16 protein-coding genes are annotated in these 18,995 nt (G+C 71.9%); 10 read left to right on the forward strand and 6 right to left on the reverse strand.

The window, feature by feature from the left end; all coding sequences use genetic code 11:
- Positions 1 to 97: 97 nt before the first annotated feature.
- Positions 98 to 5,116: a DNA repair ATPase gene (locus OG700_RS15735; RefSeq protein WP_405613950.1), complete on the forward strand. Its 5,019-nt coding sequence runs from the start codon at positions 98 to 100 to the stop codon at positions 5,114 to 5,116.
- 156 nt (positions 5,117 to 5,272) lie between these two features.
- Here OG700_RS15735 and OG700_RS15740 read toward each other — a convergent pair whose 3' ends face one another.
- Positions 5,273 to 5,842 carry a TIGR03086 family metal-binding protein gene (locus OG700_RS15740; protein ID WP_405613952.1) on the reverse strand — a complete coding sequence of 190 codons (570 nt, stop codon included), beginning with the start codon at positions 5,840 to 5,842 and terminating at the stop codon, positions 5,273 to 5,275.
- A 63-nt stretch (positions 5,843 to 5,905) separates the two neighbouring features.
- Between OG700_RS15740 and OG700_RS15745 the strand changes: the two genes are divergently transcribed.
- Positions 5,906 to 6,715 (forward strand): DUF6597 domain-containing transcriptional factor, encoded by an 810-nt coding sequence (locus tag OG700_RS15745; RefSeq protein WP_405613954.1) that lies wholly within the window; start codon positions 5,906 to 5,908, stop codon positions 6,713 to 6,715.
- Here the strand turns inward: OG700_RS15745 and OG700_RS15750 are convergent.
- Entirely contained in the window at positions 6,709 to 7,350 is a 642-nt protein-coding gene (locus OG700_RS15750) for a hypothetical protein (RefSeq protein ID WP_405613956.1), read from the reverse strand. The two genes, OG700_RS15745 and OG700_RS15750, sit on opposite strands and share 7 nt — an antisense overlap.
- 103 nt (positions 7,351 to 7,453) lie before the next feature.
- On the opposite strand from OG700_RS15750, the gene OG700_RS15755 reads away from it, so the two are divergent.
- Together OG700_RS15755 and OG700_RS15760 are read left to right on the forward strand one after the other, a co-directional pair.
- Positions 7,454 to 7,978 (forward strand): GNAT family N-acetyltransferase, encoded by a 525-nt coding sequence (locus OG700_RS15755; protein WP_405613959.1) that lies wholly within the window; start codon positions 7,454 to 7,456, stop codon positions 7,976 to 7,978.
- A gap of 70 nt (positions 7,979 to 8,048) precedes the next feature.
- A complete protein-coding gene (locus tag OG700_RS15760) occupies positions 8,049 to 8,804 on the forward strand; it encodes a Mut7-C RNAse domain-containing protein (RefSeq protein ID WP_405613961.1) in 756 nt (251 codons plus the stop codon).
- A gap of 21 nt (positions 8,805 to 8,825) precedes the next feature.
- On the opposite strand, the gene OG700_RS15765 is transcribed toward OG700_RS15760, so the two are convergent.
- Complete coding sequence (locus tag OG700_RS15765; protein ID WP_405613963.1) at positions 8,826 to 9,341, reverse strand: hypothetical protein; 516 nt, start codon at positions 9,339 to 9,341, stop codon at positions 8,826 to 8,828.
- Between the two features lie 204 nt (positions 9,342 to 9,545).
- On the opposite strand from OG700_RS15765, the gene OG700_RS15770 reads away from it, so the two are divergent.
- Positions 9,546 to 10,322: an SDR family NAD(P)-dependent oxidoreductase gene (locus OG700_RS15770; protein WP_405613965.1), complete on the forward strand. Its 777-nt coding sequence runs from the start codon at positions 9,546 to 9,548 to the stop codon at positions 10,320 to 10,322.
- Complete coding sequence (locus tag OG700_RS15775; protein WP_405613967.1) at positions 10,319 to 10,534, forward strand: hypothetical protein; 216 nt, start codon at positions 10,319 to 10,321, stop codon at positions 10,532 to 10,534. The genes OG700_RS15770 and OG700_RS15775 overlap by 4 nt, the downstream gene beginning before the upstream one ends.
- A gap of 29 nt (positions 10,535 to 10,563) precedes the next feature.
- On the opposite strand, the gene OG700_RS15780 is transcribed toward OG700_RS15775, so the two are convergent.
- The gene (locus tag OG700_RS15780; protein ID WP_405613969.1) at positions 10,564 to 11,379 is read right to left on the reverse strand and encodes a pentapeptide repeat-containing protein; all 816 of its coding nucleotides are present in this window, start codon (positions 11,377 to 11,379) and stop codon (positions 10,564 to 10,566) included.
- Between the two features lie 112 nt (positions 11,380 to 11,491).
- Between OG700_RS15780 and OG700_RS15785 the strand changes: the two genes are divergently transcribed.
- Positions 11,492 to 12,055 (forward strand): DinB family protein, encoded by a 564-nt coding sequence (locus OG700_RS15785; RefSeq protein WP_405613971.1) that lies wholly within the window; start codon positions 11,492 to 11,494, stop codon positions 12,053 to 12,055.
- 71 nt (positions 12,056 to 12,126) lie between these two features.
- Here the strand turns inward: OG700_RS15785 and OG700_RS15790 are convergent, their stop codons facing one another.
- Positions 12,127 to 13,308, reverse strand: coding sequence for an RtcB family protein (locus OG700_RS15790; protein WP_405613973.1), 1,182 nt, complete (start codon positions 13,306 to 13,308; stop codon positions 12,127 to 12,129).
- 253 nt (positions 13,309 to 13,561) lie between these two features.
- Here OG700_RS15790 and OG700_RS15795 point away from each other — a divergent pair, with 253 nt between their 5' ends.
- From OG700_RS15795 to OG700_RS15805, 3 genes are all read left to right on the forward strand, one after another.
- Positions 13,562 to 14,410 (forward strand): DUF3558 domain-containing protein, encoded by an 849-nt coding sequence (locus tag OG700_RS15795; protein ID WP_405613975.1) that lies wholly within the window; start codon positions 13,562 to 13,564, stop codon positions 14,408 to 14,410.
- Between the two features lie 124 nt (positions 14,411 to 14,534).
- On the forward strand, positions 14,535 to 15,275 hold the full coding sequence (locus OG700_RS15800; protein ID WP_405613977.1) for a DUF3558 domain-containing protein: 741 nt from the start codon (positions 14,535 to 14,537) through the stop codon (positions 15,273 to 15,275).
- Between the two features lie 248 nt (positions 15,276 to 15,523).
- Entirely contained in the window at positions 15,524 to 16,885 is a 1,362-nt protein-coding gene (locus OG700_RS15805; RefSeq protein WP_405613979.1) for a DUF2637 domain-containing protein, read from the forward strand.
- 206 nt (positions 16,886 to 17,091) lie between these two features.
- On the opposite strand, the gene lysS is transcribed toward OG700_RS15805, so the two are convergent.
- On the reverse strand, positions 17,092 to 18,903 hold the full coding sequence (lysS, locus tag OG700_RS15810; protein ID WP_405613981.1) for a lysine--tRNA ligase: 1,812 nt from the start codon (positions 18,901 to 18,903) through the stop codon (positions 17,092 to 17,094).
- Positions 18,904 to 18,995 lie beyond the last annotated feature (92 nt).

Raw genomic sequence — 18,995 nt, forward strand, 5'->3', positions numbered from 1 at the left:
CCGCAGACCGCACGACACCAAGACCGGCCGGAGCCGCCGCCACGGGGGTGTGGCAGCTCCGGCTCTTCTTCGCCGACCCCGCAGGGAGTGACCAGAGATGACGACGACGGCCAACGGGGCGGTCACGGGTACGGGTACGGGCACCGTTACGGGTCCCGAGGCGGGCGCGCCCGCCGGCAACGAGACCGACACCAGCGACAACACCCGCATCGACGCCGGCGCCTACGAGGTGCTGCGGGACCGGCTCGCCGCGCGGGGCGGCGAACTCGCCCTCCGCACGGAAGCGCTCAACTCCCGCCGCACCGAGGTCTTCGGCTCCAGCGAGCTGCGCCTCACCGGCACCGGACACCTCCGGACGCCGCACGCACGCGTGCCGCGCGACATCGTCGCGGTCGGTGACGCGCTCCTCTTCGGCTACGCCGTCGACACCACCACGGCCTCCGTCGCCGACGTCGCCGACGTCTTCGCCCTGCACGACCGCGCGCTCGGCCCGCTCCCCGACGACGCGGTCCCCGGCCTGCTGGACGACCCCGCCTTCGTACGCGAGCTGGACGCGCTGTTCCGCTACTACCGCGGCGCCCGGCTGCTCCAACTGCGCCACCTGGGCGGCAAGTTGCTGGCCGTGTTCCGTACGGGCGAGAAGGCCGGCGACATCCGCGTACTGCGCTGGGCGCTGCGCACCGACGGCACGGCCCGGTTCCTGGACGCACGCGGTGACCGGGACCATGTCTTCCCGCCGTCGCACGACATGGAGTGGACGGCCGCCACCCGTGACGACCACGTCCTCGGCCGCCACCCGCACATCCGCGTCGGCGGCGAGGCGTACGTCTCCACGGTCGGCGGCGCCCTCACCCTCAAGGCCGAGGACGACACCGAGACGGCCGAGGGCATCTACTCCGAGCCCGTCACCGAACCCCTCCAGTCCCTCGCGGACGCCGATGTCGCCCACGCACGCGTGGGCGCGCTGCTCCTGCTGCGCGTGCGTCCTTACAAGGAGGACGCGTGGCGCCATCTCGTCCTCAACACGCTCACCGGGACGGTCACCCGCCTCGACGGCATCGGCCGGTCCTGCCGCCGGCTCCCCGAGGACCAGGGCGTCGTCTTCCCGGGCGGCTACTACCTGGCGGCCACCGACACCGCGAAGACGTTCGAGGTGGGCACGGGAAGCGGACCCGCGGCGGACCTGGAGTTCGAGCGCGCGCTGCGCTCCCCCAACGGGGAGGACGTGCTGTACGTCTTCCAGGACCGCGCCGAGGGCCGCACCCTGCTCCTGCCGTACAACGTCATCCGTAAGGAGGCCGCCGCGCCGCTGACCGGCAGCGGGTACGCCGTCTTCGACGACGGCACCCTCATGACCCTGCGCGCCGCCCCGGAGCCCGCGCGGGTGCATCCGCTCCAGCTCTGGCACTCGCCGTACGTCTCCGACACGTACGCCGCGACCCGCCCGGCCGGCACCGGCCCGCTGGCCCGCGTCGGCAACGCCGACCTCGTGCGCGGTATCGCGGACTGCCTGGCGGTCGCCCGCGCGGTCGCCGGGACGACGGCACCCGGCGCGACCCCGACGACGGCCGCGTACGCCGCGCTCGCCACCGCCTGCGCCCGCGCCACCGACCGCCACCACTGGCTGACCGACCCGGAACTGGGCGCTCCGCACGGCCTCTTGGCCGAGATCAGGGCCACCGCCGAGCAGGTGCTCGGCGAGTTCGAGACCGTACGGACCCTGACCCGGCAGGCCGCGGACGCGCTCACCGAGTCCGCCGCCAAGGTCACCGCGCTCGTCCGCCGCGTCCGTGGCGAGGCACCGCGCAGCGCGGCCGACTGGGTGGACCGGCTCACCGAACTGCGGCGCGCACAGGGCCACTTGGTGACGCTGAAGGACATGCGGTACGCCGACACCGACCGCATCGACACCCTCGTCACGGCGACCGGGGGCGACATCGAAGCCGCCGCGCGCCGCGCCGTCGCCTTCCTCGCACGCGAGGACGCCTTCGCCGGCCACCACACCGAGGTCGAGCGCCTGACGGCCGACGCCGAGGCCATCAGCACGGTCGCCGAGGCCGTGCCGGTCGCCGACCGCCTCCGGGAGCACGCCGCCGGGCTGCGGACCGTCACCGAGGTCGTCACGGGACTCGACATCGGCGACACCGTCGTCCGTACGTCGGTCCTGGAGCGCGTCGCGGACGTCCTCGGTGGCGTCAACCGCGCCCGCGCCACCCTCGAAGCGCGCCGCTCCGAACTCCTCGACCACGAGGGCCGCGCCGAGTTCGCCGCCGAGTTCGCCCTGTTGGGGCAGTCGGTGACCGGTGCGCTCGCCGCCGCCGACACCCCCGAGACCTGCGACGAACAGCTCGCCGGGCTGCTGCTCCAGCTCGAAGACCTGGAGTCGCGCTTCGTCGAGTACGAGGGCTTCCTCACCGAACTCGACGCGAAGCGCACCGAGGTGTACGAGGCGTTCGCGGCCCGCAGGCAGACCCTCCAGGACACCCGCGCCAGGCGCGCCGAACGGCTGGCCGACTCGGCCGTCCGCGTGCTCGGCTCCATCACCCGCCGGCTCTCCTCCCTCGCCGACACCGACGCCGTCAACACCTACTTCGCCTCCGACCCGATGGTCGCCAAGGTCCGCCGCACGGCCGACGAGCTGCGGGAACTGGGCGACCGGGTGCGGGCGCAGGAGCTGGACGGGCGGCTCACCTCGGCCCGCCAGGAGGCGGCGCGGGCGCTGCGCGACCGCACCGACCTGTACGCGGACGGCGGCGCCACGATCCGGCTCGGCCGCCACACCTTCGCGGTGAACACCCGCACCCCGGAGCTGACCCTCGTCCCGCAGGGCGACCGCACGGCGCTCACGCTCACCGGCACCGACTACCGCGCTCCCGTCACGGACCCGGCGTTCGAGGCGACCCGCCCGTACTGGAACCAACTGCTGCCCTCCGAGTCCCCCGACGTCTACCGCGCCGAGCACCTGGCCGCCCGTCTGCTGGCCGAACACGGCGCGGCCGGGCTCCGGGCCACGGACGACCTTCCCGCGCTCGTACGCGCGGCGGCGGAGGCCGCGTACGACGAAGGCCACCAGCGCGGTGTCCACGACCACGACGCGACAGCGGTCCTCACCGCGCTGCTGCGCCTGCACGCCGACGCGGGCCTGCTGCGCCACCCGCCCGCGGCCCGCGCGGCGGCCCAACTGTTCTGGGCGCACGGCGTGCCGGCCCCGGCACGGGAGGACTGGACCCGCCGGGCGGTGTCGCTGGCGCGCGTGCGCGAGACGTTCGGACCGGCCGTCGCGATCGACGCCTTCCGTACGGAGGTGGCGTCGGCGGTACGGGAGTTCGGCGAAGGCACGACCAACGGCGCCTCGGACGGCGCAGACCCCCTCCACGTCGCCGACTACCTCTTCGAGGAGCTGACGAGCGGCCCGCCCGGCTTCGCCACCGGCGCGGCGGCCCGCGCGCTGCTCGACGGATTCCACCGCTCGCCGGGCGGCGCCGCCCTCAACGAGGACCTGAAGCAGGCCCTGGACGACAGCCTGGCCGCCCGGCGGCAATTGGTCGAGGCGTGGCTCACGTCGTACGGCGCCGCACGCGGCGGGACCGACACGGGCGACCTGACCGAGGCGGGCGACCTGGCCGAGGCGGTGGCCGTCGAACTCTGCCCGGAACTCGACCGGTACGCCTCCACGGCCGACCTCACCACCGAGGTCGACGGCCTGCTCGGCAGCCACCCGCGTATCACCGGGCGCCGGATGACCATACGGCTGGACGAACTCCTCCTGAGGACGCGGCACTTCCGCGAGCGCACGGTGCCCGGTTTCCGCGCCTACCAGCGGCAGCGCACCGCCCTGGTGGCCGCCGGGCGGGCCAGGCTGCGGCTGGACGAGTTCCGGCCCCGGGTCATGTCCTCCTTCGTACGCAACCGCCTCATCGACGAGGTCTACCTGCCGCTCGTCGGCGACAACCTCGCCAAACAGCTCGGCACCTCCGGCGACAGCGGGCGCACCGACACCAACGGGCTGCTGCTGCTCGTCTCACCGCCCGGCTACGGCAAGACGACGCTCATGGAGTACGTCGCCGACCGGCTCGGCCTGCTCCTGGTGAAGGTCGACGGGCCGGCGCTCGGCCAGGCCGTCACCTCGCTCGACCCGGCGGAGGCGCCGAACGCCACCGCGCGCCAGGAGGTCGAGAAGATCAACTTCGCGCTGGCGGCGGGCAGCAACACACTGCTGTACCTGGACGACATCCAGCACACATCACCGGAGCTGCTCCAGAAGTTCATCGCGCTGTGCGACGCGCAGCGCCGTATCGAGGGCGTGTGGGAGGGCGAGGCGCGCACGTACGACCTGCGCGGCAAGCGGTTCGCGGTCTGCATGGCCGGCAACCCGTACACCGGGACGGGCGGGCGTTTCCGGGTCCCCGACATGCTCGCGAACCGCGCGGACGTGTGGAACCTCGGCGACGTACTGACCGGCAAGGAGGACGTGTTCGCGCTGAGCTTCGTGGAGAACGCGCTCACCTCCAACCCGGTGCTCGCGCCCCTCGCGGGCCGCGACCGGCGCGATCTCGACGTCCTGGTGCGCCTCGCGGCGGGCGCCCCCGGCGCCACGCCGGACGCCCTGGTCCACCCGTACGCCGCCGCCGAACTGGAGCGCGTCGTCGCGGTCCTGCGGCATCTGCTGACCGCCCGGGACACGGTCATCGCCGTGAACGAGGCGTACATCGCGTCGGCGGCGCGGACGGACGAGTCGCGTACCGCACCGCCCTTCCAGCTCCAGGGCTCGTACCGGAACATGAACAAGATCGCGGCGCGGATCGACCCGGTGATGAACGACGCCGAGCTGGCGGCCGTCATCGACGACCACTACGCGGGCGAGGCCCAGACCCTCACCACGGGCGCGGAGTCGAATCTGCTGCGGCTGGCCGAGCTGCGGTCGTCCCTGACACCGGAACAGGCCGACCGCTGGGCGCAGATCAAGACGGCCTACGTAAGGAGGCAGTCACTCGGCGGCCCGGAGGACGACCCCATGACACGGGCGGTCGCGGCGCTGGGCCTGCTGGCGGACCGCGTGGCGGCGGTGGAATCAGCAATCACACGAGCGCGCCCGTCAAGCCCGTCCACCGATTGAGAACGCCCCGACCCCACCAAGCCCGTCCGGCGATTGAGGACACCACCCACGGCCCGCACCACGAAGACAACGCCCGCCCCACCAAGCCCGTCCGGCGATTGAGGACACCCATCCACCCGGCGGGACCGGGCCAACGCCCCCCCCCGGCGAACCGCCCTACGGCCTGCCCCACCCCGGGTCCCGCCCGGTCACCGCCAGCAACGACGCGAACGGCGTCGCGCCCTCGCCCACCGGGAACGGCTCCCCGAAGACCCCCATCGACCGAGCCGTAGGCGCCAACGCCGCGAACTCGACGCCGAGCATCCTTACGACGGCGGCGTCCGGCTCGTACGGCTGCCCGGTCGCGCGGGCCAGATCCCAGGCGTGCACGATCAGATCGCCGAGGACCATCACACCGACGGTCCGCGCGGGCATGTTCATGGCTCCGGTGAGCCCGTCCTCCGCGCCCGGAGCGGCCCATGCCTCGATCAGCCGGTCGATCTCGGCGGTGAAGCGCTCGTTCCGGTCGTCCGCCAGCCGCTCGGGCGGGGAGCCGAAGTCGGACTCGCCCTTGGCGGCGAGCGCCTGGAAGCTGGTGACCACCTGGAACAGGTGGTCGAGCAGGCCGTGCACGTCGTACTCGGCGCACGGGGTGGGCAGGGTGAGCTGGTCGTCGCGCACACCGCGCAGCACCGGCAGAGCGCCTGCGGCGGCCCTCTCCAGGAGGGTGCTGATCTTGTCGTCCATGGCCCCGACGCTACGGAGGGCGCACCCCGCGCGTCTTGAACAAACGCGACATAGGATCCCGCCATGGCAGCTCCGCGGCGCGACACCAAAGGCATCGTCGACGCCTCCACGCTCTTCGAGCGGGTCGACTTCCGCCGCCGTCTGCCGGCGCCCGAGCTGCGCCGTTACGTGGAGCTGTACTGGCTGATCGACTGGGATCTGCCGGAGCCGTACGCATCCCACGTCGTCCCGCACCCCGCCGTGAACGTGGTCTTCCAGCGGTTCGGCGCGGCCCCGCCCTGGGGCGAGGTCGCGGGGATCGGCCTGGAGCTGTTCACGCAGAAGCTGGAGGCACGCGGGCGGGTGTGCGGGGTGAAGTTCCGCCCCGGCGGCTTCCGGCCGTTCGCGCCCGCGTGGCCGGTGTCCGCGTGGTCGGGGCGGCGGGTGCCGGTCGCCGAGGTGCTGCCCACGTCGGACGCGGACGTCGGCGCGATCCTGGACCCGCCCGGCGAGGACGCGCGGGTCGCCGCGCTCGACACGTACCTGCTGGGTCTGGGCGCGCGGCCGGACCCGGGGGCCGACGAGGCGATGAGGGTGGTCGGCCTGGTCGGCGAGGACCGTACGATCCGGCGCGCGGCGCAACTGGCGACGGCGGCCGGTCTTTCGGTGCGTTCGTTGCAGCGGCTGTTCGCCGCATACGTGGGAGTCGGCCCGAAGTGGGTCATCCTCCGGCACCGCATCCACGAGGCGCTGGAGCGCGCCGAGGCGGACGGCGAACCCGACTGGGCGGCGCTGGCCGCCGAGTTGGGCTACAGCGACCAGGCGCATCTGGTGCGGGACTTCACGGCGACGGTGGGCGTGCCGCCGACCGCGTACGCGCGAGCGGTTCAGTAGCTCCCGGTCACGGCGACGACGCCCAGGCCGTGAGCGGCTGCGTACCGGAGCACCCGCAGCGGCCCGGCCAGCAGTCCGGCGGCGTCGAACTCCCCCTGGGGGGAGTCGGTCATGGCGTACGCCCAGGCGTCGACGCGGGCCAGTACCTCCGTCCGGCGCGGCCCCGTCGCGCCCAGCACGGCCTCGGCGCCCGGTAGCACGGCCCGCACCTCGTCGGCGGTGAGGAGGAAGTCCCCGAACCAGCCCGGCAGTTGGGCGGACGCCTCGGCCCCGAGACCGTGGTGCAGCGCGGTCGCGGGCTCCCCTTCGCGTACGGCCACGGCGAACAGCCCGTCCGGGTCGGTGCCCTCGGCCTCGGCCCGGTACAGGAGGTCGGTCGCCGCGTCCTTCATGGCCACCACGGCGGGCGCGGAGGGGCCGCCGCCACGCGCGAACGCGGCGAAGCGGTGCGCGGCGGGCGTCGGTTCGGGGGTGAAGTACGGCTCGCGGTCGCCGCCACCCAGCCACCAGCGCAGATCGTCGGCGCAGCCGGCCGGGACGGTCCAGGTCTCGTCGAGATGCGCGAACCGCCGGGGCAGGGCGACGACGTCGGCGTCGGGTACGGCGCCGACCGACCAGACGCCGGTGTAACTCACGTGCTCCCACCTCCCGCTCCGTCGCCGGTCTCCATCACCGGTCTCCATCACCGGTCCCCGTTGCCGGTCCCCGTTGTCAGTGGCCCGGCCTACAGTCGGTCCCATGGAGATGAAAGCACCCCAGGTGCGCCTGGAGCCATGGTCGGAGGGGGATCTCGACCTGCTGCGCGCCGCCAACGCGCCGGAGCTGATGGAACATCTCGGCGGCCCCGAGACCGAGGACCAGCTGCTCGTCAGGCACCACCGGTACGTCACCCTGAGCGCCGACCGGACGGGCAAGGGCCGGATGTTCCGCATCGTCCTGCTGCCGGACGGCGAGCCGGTGGGGAACACCGGTTTCTGGGAGACCACCTGGCAGGGGCAGGACGTGTACGAGACGGGCTGGGGCGTGCTCGGTGAGTTCCAGGGGCGCGGGCTCGCGGTGGCGGCGACGAGGGCGGTGGTGGAGCGGGCGCGGGCGGAGGGCGGGCACCGCTGTCTGATGGCGTACCCGTCGGTGGGCAACGGCGCGTCGAACGCGGTGTGCCGCAAGGTGGGCTTCGAACTGCTCGGGGAGGGCGATTTCGAGTATCCGGTCGGCCACCTGATGCGGTGCAACGAGTGGCGGCTGGACCTTGAGGCGCGGTAGAGCGGACCGGAGCCGGTCGCACTCGCTTGGAAACCTGGCCCGCCTCCCGGCCCGATGTCATGCTGACGACGTGAACGGACCGGAGATCCACCTCACCTTCGCCCCTGAGCTGCACGTCTTCGTCCCGGCCGGGCGGCGCGGCGGGCCCACGGCCGTGACCACGGACGGCTCGTCCACACTCGGCCATGTCGTGGAATCCCTCGGCGTCCCGCTCACCGAGGCCGGCCAACTCCTCGTCGACGGAAGCCCGGTGGCCACGTCGCACATCCCGTCGGCGGGCGAGTCGGTGGAGGTACGGGCGGTGGCCCGGCCGCAGCGCGTACCGGGGGCGCCGCTGCGCTTCCTGCTCGACGTCCACCTCGGCACGCTCGCCCGCCGGATGCGGCTGCTGGGCATCGACGCGGCGTACGAGAGCGAGGACATCGGCGATCCGGCGCTGGCCACGCTCTCCGCGAAGGAGCGGCGGGTCATGCTCTCCCGCGACCGGGGCCTGCTGCGGCGCCGGGAGATCTGGGCGGGGGCGTATATCTACAGCGACCGCACGGACGACCAACTCCGGGACGTACTGGAGCGGTTCGCGCCCGCGCTCGCCCCCTGGACCCGCTGCACGGCGTGCAACGGCCGGCTCGGGGCCGCCGACAAGGACTCGGTGCAGGGCCGGCTGGAGCAGGGCACGCAGCGTACGTACGACGTGTTCGCGCAGTGCACGGCCTGCGGCAGGGTCTACTGGCGCGGCGCGCACCACGCGCGCCTGGCGGCGATCGTCGAGGAGGCCGTACGCGAATTCGGCGGACTGCCCGGCCCCACGCGCGGCGCCGCTCGGTAGCCCGGCGCTCAAGCCCGGCGCTCAGTACATGTACAGATCGCCGGTGGCGGGGACGAGCACGCGGTGCTTGTCGTTGTCCGGGTTGAGGTCGTCGGCGCCGCCGTTCCACACGGTGGCGATGTCCACGGACACCTCGGCGGGATCGCCGAGCGTCCGCAGGTCGAGCAGGAACTCGCTGTCGCGCCCGTCCGCCCGCAGCGGCCCCGCCTGGCAGTACACGACCTGGTTCCCGCCCCACACGCAGGCGGCCGGCAGTTTCTGCCCGACGGCCAGCGGTTCGGAGAAGGCGAGCCTGGCCGTGGCGCCGGACAGGTCCGAGGGGCCGTGGTTACCGGTCGACAGCCGCAGGACGAGGCGCCCGCCCCACAAGGAGACGTGCCCGTGGTGCGCGACGTCGGCCTCCGCAGGGCCGCCCTGTTCAAGACCCTGTTCAAGACCCCGTTCAGAAACCTGCTCAAAGCCCTGGCCGACGCCCGAACCGGCGCTCAGCGCCACGGCCATGGCCGCGGTGGACACCACCGTCATCGCTCTACGCATTACACCCATAATCGGAAGATACCCTCACAAGCCTCGCTACCTGACCAACTGTCAGCGTGGCGAGTCGCCCCCGGCCCGCATCGGCGGCGCCCGGCGCCCTGCGCCCGACCCCCGCGCTCCCGGCCGTCCCCACCGCGCGCCTATCCTGACCAGGAGTCGATCAGTCACTCACCCACAGCCGCCCACACGCGCGAGGAGCACGCCATGACCGTCGCCGGTATCCCCACCGCCGTCGTCACCGGAGCCAGCAGCGGCATCGGAGCCGCCACCGCTCGCCAACTCGCCGCCGCGGGCCTGCACGTCGTCGTGACCGCCCGCCGCAAGGACCGCATCGAGGCGCTGGCCGCCGAGATCAACGCGGCCGGACACTCGGCCACCGCCCACGTCCTCGACGTCACCGACCGCGCGGCCGTCGACGCCTTCGCCGCCGAGCTCGGCCGCCTGCCCTCCGTCGACGTCCTGGTCGCCAACGCGGGCGGCGCGCTCGGCGCCGACCCGGTCGCCAGCGCCGACCCGGACGACTGGCGCCAGATGTTCGAGACGAACGTCATCGGCACCCTCCACACCACCCAGGCCCTGCTCCCCGCCCTCACCGCGAGCGGCAACGGCACGGTGGTGATCCTCTCCTCGACCGCCGGCTTCGCCACGTACGAGGGCGGCGGCGGCTATGTCGCGGCCAAGCACGCGGAACACGTCCTGGCCGAAACCCTCCGCCTGGAGATCGTCGGCACCCCGGTCCGCGTGATCGAGGTGGCGCCCGGCATGGTCAAGACGGAGGAGTTCGCCTCCACGCGCTTCCGGGGGGACACCGCGCGGGCCCAGAAGGTGTACGAGGGGGTCGCCGAACCGCTCAGCGCGGAGGACGTCGCCGACACCATCACCTGGGCGGTCACCCGCCCCCACCACGTGAACATCGACCTCCTGGTGGTACGCCCCCGGGCGCAGGCCTCCAACACCAAGGTGCACCGGGAGCTCGGATGACGGACGACGCCCGCCGCGACGCCGCCGTCCGCCGCGCGAGCGCGGCGCTGGAGACGTACACCCTGTCCGGCGACGGCTGGCGCCGCAGCCCCGGCGAGACACTTACGCGCCTGCTGGCGGACCTGCGGCACTGGTCGGACGACACCCAGCGCGACTTCGACGACGCCGTGTCACGGGCGCGCGACCTGCACGCGGCGGAACGGCGCGGCTGAGCCGGTCACCGCGCCCGGGGTCACCGTGCTCACCAGTGCGAGGGGCGCGCCAGCGCGGCCGGCGGCACGGTCGTGGCGTCGCCCCTCGCCGCGTCGAGCTGCGCCTGCGTGAGGAACAGGGCGCCGGTGAGATCGGCGCCCCGCAGGTCCGCGTCCCGCAGATCCGCGCCGATCAGATCGGCGGTCCGCAGATCGGCGCCGCGCAGGTCGGCGGCGATGAGGAGCGCACCCCGCAGATTCGCGCCCCGCAGGTCGGCGCCCTTGAGCCTGGCGCCCATCAGATCGGCGCCCCTGCGCTCCATCCGCTTGCGGCGGACCCCGGCGCGGACGAGTTCGCTGGTGCGCAGCAGCAGCTCGTTCACTCCCGCCCGGTGGGCGGCGACGTCCAGCTCCAGCAGGGTCTCGGGCTCGCTCGCGGCCAGCCGCTCGGTCGCGTCGAGCGCGCCCAGCAGATCGCGGCGCAGCTCGCCGTGCGGCTCGCGGGCGGGCCCCGTCGTCAGGGCCTCGCCCAGATACGACAGCAGCTCATGCAACTGCCGCATCACGGGAAACACGGCAAACATCCGCCGCGCCGTCGCAGGGTCCTCGCGCCAGTCCCGCCCACCGAAGGTGACCTGCGAGACCTGCTGCCCGGCGCCGAAACAGTCGTACACCGTGCAGCCCTGGAAGCCCTTCGCCCGCAGCCGCGTATGGATACCGCACCGCGAATCGCTCCGCAGGTTCACGCACGGCTGCCCGGCCTTCTTGTCGACGGCGAAGTCGGCCGAAGCGGCGAAGGGCAGCGCCACGCAGCACAGCCCGAAGCAGCTCCCGCAGTCGGCGAGCAGATTGGGTCGATCGGACATGAGGAGGGCACTCCCGGCTCGGACGGCAGAACTCCCGCCAGTCAACACCACCGCACCCGCCCCCCGACAAACCGTTTGCCCGCCCCCCGGCCCCGATGGAACGCTCGCCGTCATGACGACGACTGTCCCCCGCGTTGACCTGCTGGTCCGCCAACTCGACATGGTCTGGGCCCTGTTCGAGTACTACCAGAAGGACCTGACCGACCAGGCCTGCCTCTGGGAGCCGTCCCCCGACTGCTGGACGGTCCGCCCGAACGCCGAGGGCGACTGGGTAGCCGACTGGCAGGTCCCGGAGCCCGACCCGGTCCCCAGCACCTCGATCGGCTGGCTCACCTGGCACATCGGCTACTGGTGGACGACCACCCTCACCCACTGCTTCGGCGCCGGAGCCCCACCCCGCGAGTCCCTCCACTGGCCGGGCACGGCGGACACCACAACCGCCTGGCTGCACTCCCTGAAGGACTCCTGGCGCACCGAGCTGCTCCAACTCACCGACGCCGAACTGGACTCGACGGACCGCACGAAGGGCCTGCCCTGGGGCGAGAACGTGGAGCTGGTGCACGTGGCGAGCTGGCTCAACTTCGAACTGGCGAAGAACGTCGCGGAGATCGGCCTGGTCCAACGGACCTACCAGGCGTCGACACGGGCCGCGGCCGCCCACTCGCACGAGTCGTGACACACCTGTCGTGACACACCTGTGGGGTACCGCGACGCGCGGTACCCCCACACCCCCCGGACGGCGTCCCGTCAGCCCTTCACGCATACCACCTGCTTGAGCTTCGCCACCACCTCGACCAGATCCTTCTGCTGGTCGATGACCTTCTCGATCGGCTTGTACGCGCCCGGGATCTCGTCCACGACGCCGGAGTCCTTACGGCACTCCACGCCCCGCGTCTGCTCCTCCAGGTCCCGCACCGTGAACTTCCGCTTCGCGGCGTTCCGGCTCATCTTGCGGCCCGCGCCGTGGGACGCCGAGTTGAAGGACGCCTCGTTGCCCAGGCCCTTCACGATGTACGAACCCGTGCCCATCGAGCCGGGGATGATCCCGTAGTCACCGCTGCCGGCGCGGATCGCGCCCTTGCGGGTGACCAGCAGGTCCATGCCGTCGTAGCGCTCCTCGGAGACGTAGTTGTGGTGGCAGGAGATGACGGGATCGAAGGTGACCTTCGCCTTCTTGAACTCCTTGTGGACGACGTTCTTGAAGAGGTCCATCATCACCGCGCGGTTGTAACTCGCGTACTCCTGCGCCCAGAACAGGTCGTTGCGGTACGCCCGCATCTCCGGGGTGTCCGAGACGAAGACCGCGAGGTCGGGGTCGATCAGGTCCTGGTTGTGCGGAAGGCCCCGCGCCACACCGATGTGGAAGTCCGCCAGTTGGTTGCCGATGTTCCGGGAGCCGGAGTGCAGCATCAACCAGACAGATTCGGTCGAATCGAGACAGAACTCGACAAAATGATTTCCGCCGCCGAGCGTTCCCATCTGCCTTACTGCCCGCTGCTGACGGAATTTGACCACTTCCGCGATTCCGTCGAACCGTCCCCAGAAGTCGTCCCAGCTCGCCCCGACCCCCTCCGGCTCGACCAGGTCGTCATGCATCCCCCGCCCCACCGGAATCGCCTGCTCGATCCGCGAGCGCAGGCGCGACAGGTCGCCCGGCAGGTCGTTCGCCGTCAGGGACGTCTTGACCGCCGACATGCCGCAGCCGATGTCCACACCCACCGCGGCCGGGCAGACCGCGCCCTGCATCGCGATGACCGAGCCGACCGTCGCGCCCTTGCCGAAGTGGACGTCCGGCATGACCGCGAGGCCCTTGATCCACGGCAGGGTCGCCACGTTCCGCAGCTGCCGCATCGCGACGTCCTCGACCGACGCGGGGTCCGTCCACATGCGGATGGGGACCTTCTCGCCCGGCACTTCCACGTACGACATAGTTCCTCGATTCCCCCGAAAGTCTGATACAGCAAAAACCGGAACCAGGACCGCCAAACCAGACAGCGAACCGGCATCCACGGCAATGCGTGAGGTACACATTGTGTCCACCGCACGCCATGCGGCGGCAAACGCTTTTCGCGTGAACTCGCCATCTGTGCCCGACCTGGAACCAGTACGGCACCTGCGTAGTTCTCATCAGTACGACCGCTTAGAACTCATGTACACATCGCGTAGAAGGGAGCCCGGGACCGTGCAGCGAAAGGCGTACGTACCCGGCCTGGCGGCGCTGCTCGTGACACTTGTCGCGGGTTGCACCTCCGGCACCGGTGGCGACGGCTCCGACATCGACTTCAAGGCCGGTGCCCCCACCACCACCACCGCGCCTCCGGGCAAGTACCGCACCCTGCGCGAGCCGTGCGGATCAGTGGACCGCGCCACGCTGCGGGATCTGCTGCCGGGTGTGGATCAGCTCCCCGAGGAGCAGCGCGAGAAGGCGTACGAGGGCACGGCGGCGGTGACGTACGACACCGACCGCCGCGTCGGGTGCGCGTGGTCGGCCGACTCCCCGGACGCCTCGCGCCATCTGGCGATCGATGTCGAGCGCGTCGTGTCCTACGACCCGGCGGTGAGCGACGCCGACAAGGCGCAGGAGGTGTACGCGAAGAAGGAGGACGACGCCTCCCTCCCGCCTCCCGTCGACCCCGGCACGGCGGGCGACGACACCGGCGACGACACCGCCCCGTCCGAATCGGCGTCCGAATCGGCGTCCGGATCACCCTCCGGATCGCCTTCCGACGGCAAGACCCCCAACGCCGGGACGGCGACCACCACTCCCGCCGAGAGCGCGACGCCCCTCGGTCTCCAGCCCCGCCTGTTGGACGACCTCGCCGACGCCGCCTTCGTGGACGACGTCTTCGTCGCGTCCGGTTCGGCCGCCAAGCGCCGTACGGTCAGCGTGGTCTTCCGCACATCGAATGTCGTCGTGACGGTGCGGTACGCGGAGCAGCCGGCCCACTCCACGACGGTCCCCGACAGCAAGGAACTCCAGGAAAAGGCCAGGGGACTGGCCCGCAAGCTGGCCGACCAGCTCAACGAGTAGCGGGGCCGGGGCCACCTTCCCACCGGGCGTCCGACCGGGGCCGAGTCCGCCGCCCGGGCCCGGAGTCACGCCGCGGGCGGTTACCGTGGCCGATCGGACCGTACGACTACCGACTGAAGGAACCATGCAGCGATCAGCCTCGCGACCCAGCCGCTCCCGCACCCGCAACCGCGTTCGCATGCTCGCCTGCGCGGCCGTCCCGGTGATGATCGTCGCCGCGGGCTGCTCCTCCGGCTCCGACTCCGGCTCCGACAGCGGCAAGGACAAGGACAAGCCGTCTGCGTCGGCCTCCAAGGCGGCCAAGGTCGCCCCCGCGAAGTTCACGACGCTGCCGGCCGACCCGTGCAAGGCGATCGCCGCGAAGACGACCGCGGACCTGGTGCCGGAGGCGAAGGACAAGTCGGGCTCGGCGGGCAAGTCGTCGGACATCACGACGCGCGGCAGCTGCTCGTGGAACGGCCTGGACGACAACGGCGTCAAGGGCTCGCAGTACCGCTGGCTGGACCTCTCCTTCATGCGGTACGACTCCGACCAGGGCATCGGCTCGGGCCAGGACCGCGCCGCGGCCTATTACAAGAAGGAAGTCGCCAAGGCGCAGGCCACGAAGGGCGCGAAGAGCCCGAAGGCGGCCCCGGCGTCCGGTGTCGGTACGGAAGCGACGACCATCACCTACAGCCTGTCGAAGACGGGCGAGACCTTCGGCTACGCGACGGTCGTGACGCGCTCCGAGAACGTGGTGATCACGCTCACGTACAACGGCGCGGGCTACGCGGGCGCCAAGTCCCCGGCGGCGTCGGATCTGGTCAAGGGCGCGACGAAGGCGGCGAAGGAAGCGGTGGCGTCGGTTCCGGCCGCGAAGGAGTAAGCCGCGGCCGGGCCGCCGGTACGCGGCCCGGCATCCGGCCCGACCCGCGCCCCGACCCGCGCCTCGGCCCACCCGATCCCGCCCGGCAATTGAGGGCAGACCCCCCACCCCACCGGCCTCTCGCGCCCCAACTCCCCGGCGCCGCACGGCTCCCCGGGACACAGCACCCGTACACATGTGCCAGGCTGTGCCCCGCCAGACGTCCAGCCAGACGTCCGGCCAGCTGTCCAGGACGGGAGGGGCAACGGGTGGCCGCGATGCAGCTCACTCGCACGCACCGAATACTCATCGGCGTCGTCGTCGCCGGCGCGGTTCTGATCGCCGCGATCGGTTTCGCGGGGTCGTACGCCGCGGTGCGCGAACTCGCCGAGCAGAAGGGCTTCGGCCGGTTCTCGGTCGTCTTCCCGATCGGCATCGACGCGGGCATCTGCGTCCTGCTCGCGCTCGACCTGCTGCTGACCTGGATGCGGATCCCGTTCCCGCTCCTGCGCCAGACCGCCTGGCTGCTCACCGCCGCGACCATCGCCTTCAACGGCGCCGCCGCCTGGCCCGACCCGCTCGGCGTCGGCATGCACGCGGTGATCCCGATCCTGTTCGTCGTCTCCGTCGAGGCGGCCCGCCACGCGGTCGGCCGCATCGCGGACATCACCGCCGACAAGCACATGGAGGGTGTCCGCCTCACCCGCTGGCTGCTCTCGCCCGTCCCGACGTTCAAGCTGTGGCGCCGGATGAAGCTGTGGGAGATCCGCAGCTACGAGGACATCATCCAGCTCGAACAGGACCGGCTCATCTACCAGGCCCGCCTCCAGGCCCGCTACGGCCGCGGCTGGCGCCGCAAGGCTCCCATCGAGGCGATGATGCCGCTGCGCCTCGCGAAGTACGGCGTCCCCCTCGCGGACACCGCCCCGGCCGGCCTCGCCGCCGCCGGCATCGAACCGGCCCTGCTCCCCCCGGCCCCCGCGACGGCGACGGCGATCGAGCCGGCCCCGGCGTCCCTCCCCGCATCCGTGCCGGCGCCCACGCCCACGCCCGAACTCACCGAAGAAGACTGGATCCAGCGCCAGAAGGAAGAGCAGTGGGCGCGGGAGCACGAGCAGCGGCAGAGCCAGGAGAACCCCTGGTTCGCCTCCCAGCGAGCGCAGGAGGGTCCGTACGAGGGCTCGTACGACCCGATGTACGACCCCCGGCAGTACGAGCAGCAGCAATACGACGAGCAGCAGTACGAGCAGTACGAAGACCAGCGACAGCAGCAGCAAGAACAGCGACAGCAGGCCCCACACCGCCGCGCGCTCGGCCCCCAGCCCCCGGTCGAGTTGGAGCCCGAAGCCGAGCCGGAGCCCGAGCCCGAGCCGGAGGAACTCCCCGGCCCCACGCTCCCCGAGGGCATGTCCCGTGACGAGGCGTACTTCCACGCCTTCCGGCGATACGTCAGCGAGCGCAAGGACATGCCCAACGCCCGCCAACTCGCGGTCTACTTGCAGGACTTGTACGGCGTGACGGGCCGCACGGGCGGCCCGTTGAGCGAGAGTTCCATGCGCAACTACATGAAGGGCTACCCGCGCCGCTACCAGGAAGAGCTGGACGCCCAGGACTCCGAACACATCGCCTAGGGCGTGTTGCGAGAGTAGCGCCGTCCGCCCGAAGGGCGGGGCCGACGGCGTCTGGTGCGTGCGATCGCAAGGCGGAGGATCGTTCTCGTACTGGACGTACTTGGACGAGTCCGACAACGCGGCGAGTGTGCGTGCCAGGCGTCGTCGGCCAGGCGGGACTTTCGAAACACGCCCTAGGCGCCCCGCGGCTCAGTGGCTGGCGCGGCTCACCCGCCCAGCAGCACCCGCACCCGCTCCGCCCCCACCGCCAGCAGCAGCGTCGGCAGCCGCGGCCCGGTGTCCCTGCTCACCAGCAGCCGGTAGAGCACGGCGAAGAACGACCGCTGCGCGGCCTTCAGTTCGGGCGTCGGCTTCGCGTCGGGCGCCAGCCCCGCCAGTACCTTCGGTACGCCGTAGACGAGCGTCGTGAGCCCGTCCAGCGACCAGTGCGTGTCGAGGTCGGCCAGCAGCAGCCGCAGCGCCTCGCGCGTCTGCTCGTCCAGTGAGTCCAGCAACTCCCGGTCGGGCTCGCCCCGCACGACCGTCCGGGCCTCGGCCGGCACCTGGCTGGTGATCCAGTTCTCCGCCTTGTCCAGCCGGGGCCGCGCCTCGTCCAGGGAGGTCAGCGGGTCGGCCGGGTCCAGGTCGCCGAGGATCCGCAGCGTCTGCTCCTCGGCGCCCGCCGTGATGTCCACGACGGAGGCCAGCGTGCGGTACGACAGCGGACGCGGCGTACGCGGCAGCTCACGGCCCGCCGTGCGCGTGGCCCGTGAGTACGCCGCCGCGTCGGCCGCCTGCACCGACCCGTCGGCGATCTTGCGCTCCAGGGCGTCCCACTCGTCGTACAGCCGCTGGATCTCCTGGTCGAAGGCGATCTTGAAGGACTGGTTCGGCCTGCGCCGCGCGTACAGCCAGCGCAGCAGCGGCGCCTCCATGATCCGCAGCGCGTCGGCCGGGGTCGGCACGCCTCCCTTGGAGGACGACATCTTCGCCATCCCGGAGATCCCCACGAACGCGTACATCGGCCCGATCGGCTGAACGCCGTCGAAGATCTCGCGCACGATCTGCCCGCCGACCACGAACGACGAGCCGGGCGACGAGTGGTCGACACCCGACGGCTCGAAGATCACGCCCTCGTACGCCCAGCGCATCGGCCAGTCGACCTTCCAGACCAGCTTGCCGCGGTTGAACTCGCTGAGCCGTACGGTCTCGCCGAAGCCGCACGCCTGGCAGAGGTAACTCAGCTCGGTCGTCCCGTCGTCGTACGCCGTGACGGTGGTCAGGTCCTTGCCGCAGCCCTCGTTGCCGCAGTACGGCTTGTACGGGAAGTACCCGGCGGACCCGGCGCCGTCGTCCTCGGCGGCGGCGCCCGATCCCTCGGCGGCCTCCAGCTCGGCCTCGTCGACCTTCTTCTGCTGCTGAGGCGCCTTCTTCGCACCACCCTTCGCCGCGTCCTTCGTCCGATACCGCCCGAGGATCGCGTCGATGTCGCCCCGGTGCCGCATCGCGTGCAGGATCTGCTCGCGGTACGTCCCCGCCAGATACTTCTCGGTCTGGCTGATCCCGTCGTACTCGACGCCCAGCTCCGCCAGCGACCCGACCAGCTCCGCCTTGAAGTGCTCGGCCCAGTTCGGGTACGCGGACCCGGCCGGCGCGGGCACGGACGTCAGGGGCTTGCCGATGTGCTCGGCCCAGGACGTGTCCACCCCGGGGACCCCGGCCGGCACCTTCCGATACCGGTCGTAGTCGTCCCAGGAGATGAGGTGCCTGACCTCGTGGCCCCGCCTGCGGATCTCGTCGGCGACGAGGTGCGGTGTCATGACCTCGCGGAGATTGCCCAGGTGGATGGGGCCGGAGGGGGAGATGCCGGAGGCGACGACGACCGGTTTGCCAGGCGCACGTCGCTCCGACTCGGCGATGACATCGTCCGCGAAACGGGAGACCCAGTCGGTCTCGGTGCTCTGAGCCACGGTCGGTACGTCCTTCTTTCTGCTTGGCCCTGCGATCCCTGAGATACCGGCGATACCGGCGACCGCCATTGTCCCAGGCCCCTACGACAATGCGAAAACGACTTGTCGCCCCATGGGAGAATGGACTCACAGACGCCCCCTCTCACCACCCCCTCTACAGG

Source organism: Streptomyces sp. NBC_01508, assembly GCF_045040315.1.
Lineage (GTDB): Bacteria > Actinomycetota > Actinomycetes > Streptomycetales > Streptomycetaceae > Streptomyces.

Excerpts from the sequence above, each read along its gene's own strand:
- lysS (WP_405613981.1), bottom strand. The coding sequence starts at position 18,903 with ATGGCGGTCGCCGGTATCGCCGGTATCTCAGGGATCGCAGGGCCAAGC.
- OG700_RS15740 (WP_405613952.1), bottom strand. The coding sequence starts at position 5,842 with ATGGACGACAAGATCAGCACCCTCCTGGAGAGGGCCGCCGCAGGCGCT.
- OG700_RS15800 (WP_405613977.1), top strand. The coding sequence starts at position 14,535 with ATGCAGCGATCAGCCTCGCGACCCAGCCGCTCCCGCACCCGCAACCGC.
- OG700_RS15735 (WP_405613950.1), top strand. The coding sequence starts at position 98 with ATGACGACGACGGCCAACGGGGCGGTCACGGGTACGGGTACGGGCACC.
- OG700_RS15780 (WP_405613969.1), bottom strand. The coding sequence starts at position 11,379 with ATGTCCGATCGACCCAATCTGCTCGCCGACTGCGGGAGCTGCTTCGGG.
- OG700_RS15745 (WP_405613954.1), top strand. The coding sequence starts at position 5,906 with ATGGCAGCTCCGCGGCGCGACACCAAAGGCATCGTCGACGCCTCCACG.
- OG700_RS15770 (WP_405613965.1), top strand. The coding sequence starts at position 9,546 with ATGACCGTCGCCGGTATCCCCACCGCCGTCGTCACCGGAGCCAGCAGC.
- OG700_RS15765 (WP_405613963.1), bottom strand. The coding sequence starts at position 9,341 with ATGCGTAGAGCGATGACGGTGGTGTCCACCGCGGCCATGGCCGTGGCG.
- OG700_RS15755 (WP_405613959.1), top strand. The coding sequence starts at position 7,454 with ATGGAGATGAAAGCACCCCAGGTGCGCCTGGAGCCATGGTCGGAGGGG.
- OG700_RS15775 (WP_405613967.1), top strand. The coding sequence starts at position 10,319 with ATGACGGACGACGCCCGCCGCGACGCCGCCGTCCGCCGCGCGAGCGCG.
- OG700_RS15790 (WP_405613973.1), bottom strand. The coding sequence starts at position 13,308 with ATGTCGTACGTGGAAGTGCCGGGCGAGAAGGTCCCCATCCGCATGTGG.
- OG700_RS15785 (WP_405613971.1), top strand. The coding sequence starts at position 11,492 with ATGACGACGACTGTCCCCCGCGTTGACCTGCTGGTCCGCCAACTCGAC.